At 38.6% G+C, this 1,825-nt stretch carries 1 protein-coding gene and 3 pseudogenes; 3 read left to right on the top strand and 1 reads right to left on the bottom strand.

The window, feature by feature from the left end:
- Nucleotides 1-127 precede the first annotated feature (127 nt).
- A pseudogene (locus tag LI149_RS15770) lies at nt 128-199 on the top strand (metal-sensitive transcriptional repressor); the annotation flags it as partial.
- Nucleotides 200-230: 31 nt separating this feature from the next.
- Here the strand turns inward: LI149_RS15770 and LI149_RS14960 are convergent.
- Nucleotides 231-497, bottom strand: a pseudogene (locus LI149_RS14960) (hypothetical protein); the annotation flags it as partial.
- 104 nt (nt 498-601) lie between these two features.
- On the opposite strand from LI149_RS14960, the gene LI149_RS14955 reads away from it, so the two are divergent.
- Nucleotides 602-1,441: a hypothetical protein gene (locus tag LI149_RS14955; protein ID WP_055246646.1), complete on the top strand. Its 840-nt coding sequence runs from the start codon at nt 602-604 to the stop codon at nt 1,439-1,441.
- Nucleotides 1,442-1,638: 197 nt separating this feature from the next.
- Nucleotides 1,639-1,825, top strand: a pseudogene (locus LI149_RS14950) (hypothetical protein); the annotation flags it as partial.

Here is a 1,825-nt window from a genome sequence, read left to right as displayed (position 1 = left end):
CAATCGTGAAAAAGTAGAAGAATTTTGCAAAGCAGCGGAGAAAGAAGAACAGGCAACAGTAGATATTGTACAACCGAACAGAGATTCGCTACAATATTAATATTTCTGGTGATAAGGAGATGGGAAGATGAGACAATGTATGGATGCAGATAATCTGCACCGAAGACTGAAGAAAATAATCGGACAGGTTCAGGCAATCAGATGTACTGGTATCACTGGCATTAATTGCATCAGTCTGTATTGGTGAAAATTTTGCAGCAGGCGAGGTCTTTCTGGTTCAATATTCCATTAAAGCGGCTTAAGAAGGTTATGGTTGTAATGGCAGCCGCCAGGATATCACTGACTGGTTCTGCAAGGAAAACTGCAAATACCTTATCAGATAAAAAGAGCGGCAGGATAAAGATCAGAGGGATCAGCAGGATCAGTTTTCGCAGGCATGCAAGAAGCAGACTGATCTTTGCCTGTCCGAGTGCCATAAAACTCTGCTGGCAGCTTATACTCCCGGAAAGCAGGAGACAGCAAGAGAAGATTTCAATAACAGCAGAAATTATGTATAATTATGTTGTAGGTACAAAAATAGTGTGACAGCGAGGTAGAGAAAATGGAAGAGCAGATAAAAAAGATTTATGAAAAGCAGAAAAATGGACGCATCAGGATGATACGGAATGTGCTGTTGATTTATGCAGCATTGATCTGTGTGGTGAGTATTTTCAAAGGAAATCCGTTCCCGCATCAGGAGACAGTACTCTTTTTCGATGTGAAGCAGCCGGGCTGGGTCACGACAGATCCCTGGCTTCTGTGGATTTGCGTGGTGGTTGATCTGATTGCAGGTATATTCATTTTAATCAGGGACATTCTCAGAGATTTTTCAAAAATTGACCGGATTCTGTCACAGCAATGTGATGCAGAAAAATATTCAGAAATGCTGGAAGAGTTGATAAAGTACGGAAAGAGCTTGGATTATCATGGATTTCAAAAAAGTGTCATGCTGATAGCTGAGTCTAAATATGTAGTTGCACTGATCGTAAATGGGCAGTTGCAGAAGGCAGAAGAGTATATAAAGAATGAATGGGAAGGAAAAAGAGAGGGACGTTCCTGGCAGCAGGTCATGACGAATCTCGAACTGTCGAAGAAATATCAGGAGAAAGATGCGGCAGGTTATTCGGCTACATTAGAAAAAGCAGGGAAAGTATTTCAGAAGAATCCACTGTTTATGGCAAAAAATTTGATGCTGAAAGGTGAAGATGAGGCAGCAGTAAGATTACTGGAAAATGATACGGAAAAGCTGCCTTATTATGAGGTTACACGCAGATTCCTGCTGGGAGTATGTTACTATCGAATCGGAAAAGAAGAGCAGGGAAAAGAATGTATGGAATATGTAATTGGGCATGGAAATACGTTGAAGTGCAAAGAAGAAGCGGAAAAATATGTAACAGTGTAAGTAAGGATGTTCTTTAAAATGACAGGGTAACAAAAATGGAGAAGATATAGAGGATGGTAATAAAATAGGATATATCGCACATAAAGATGGTGAATCTGGAGTATACAATTCCTGAAAATAGACTTGATTTTTAAATATTACAAGCGTAAGATTTAAGGAACAAAAAAATTAGAAGAAAGGAATCGGTGGAAGTGGTTATGTTGTTAAAAAAGATGCAACAGTATTGGATGAGTATTTTGAAGGATAAAAAAATTTTTATGGGGAATTATTACATATGTAAGATATTTGCGATGATATTGATAGTTCTTATTGTTTTTACAGGGTGCGGACAAAATCGAATTACGGAAAAAGAAGAAAAGAAAGAAACCGTAGAATCTGAAATGA

This window comes from Dorea sp. 210702-DFI.3.17, assembly GCF_020560825.1.
Lineage (GTDB): Bacteria > Bacillota > Clostridia > Lachnospirales > Lachnospiraceae > Dorea > Dorea formicigenerans.
Note: the sequence above shows the minus strand (reverse complement) of the source record. Positions and strands in the feature narration are given on the sequence as shown.

What these genes read in the sequence shown, in the direction of transcription:
- LI149_RS14955 (WP_055246646.1), top strand. Translation starts at nt 602, where the DNA reads ATGGAAGAGCAGATAAAAAAGATTTATGAAAAGCAGAAAAATGGACGC.